Annotated in this window: 1 protein-coding gene; it reads left to right on the top strand. The window is 70.0% G+C overall.

Annotated elements, in window-relative coordinates; translation table 11 throughout:
* Positions 1–29: 29 nt before the first annotated feature.
* Positions 30–513 (top strand): MFS transporter (locus NN5_RS24875; RefSeq protein WP_245656692.1); only part of this gene is annotated, 484 nt, incomplete at its 3' end.

Genomic DNA, 513 nt, shown 5'->3' on the forward strand with positions numbered 1-513 from the left:
GGGGGCTGCAGGGCGTGGGAGGCGCGATCATGTTGGTGCTGGCCACTGCGCTGGTCTGCGACATCGTGCCGACTCGGCGGCTCGGCAGCGTGCTTGGCCTGCTGGCCGCGATGTCGGGCTTGGGGACAGCGGCGGGTCCCTCGCTGGGCGGGTTCCTGATCGCGGGCTTCGGCTGGCGCGCGTTGTTTTTCGTCAACGTGCCGATCTGCATCGCGATTGCCTGGATGGTCCACCGAACGGTGCCGCGAACCCGCCATGCCACGGCGGGGCCGTGGCGGCCGGACTGGACCGGCACCTTCCTGCTCGTCGGGGCGCTGTGTGCCTATTGCTACGCAGCCACGCCCGAAAGCGGCCGCTTCGCCGCCGGCAATCTGGTCGCGCTGGCGCTTGCGGTTGCGGGCGCGGCGGTGTTCGTGCTGGTCGAGCGGCGCGCTGCCAATCCGTTGCTGCGGCCGGAGATGTTCCGCGATCCTTCCCTATGCGGCAATCTGGCGATGAGCGTGATCGGCTCGA

Origin of the sequence: Novosphingobium naphthalenivorans NBRC 102051, assembly GCF_001590985.1 — a bacterium.
Lineage (GTDB): Bacteria > Pseudomonadota > Alphaproteobacteria > Sphingomonadales > Sphingomonadaceae > Novosphingobium > Novosphingobium naphthalenivorans.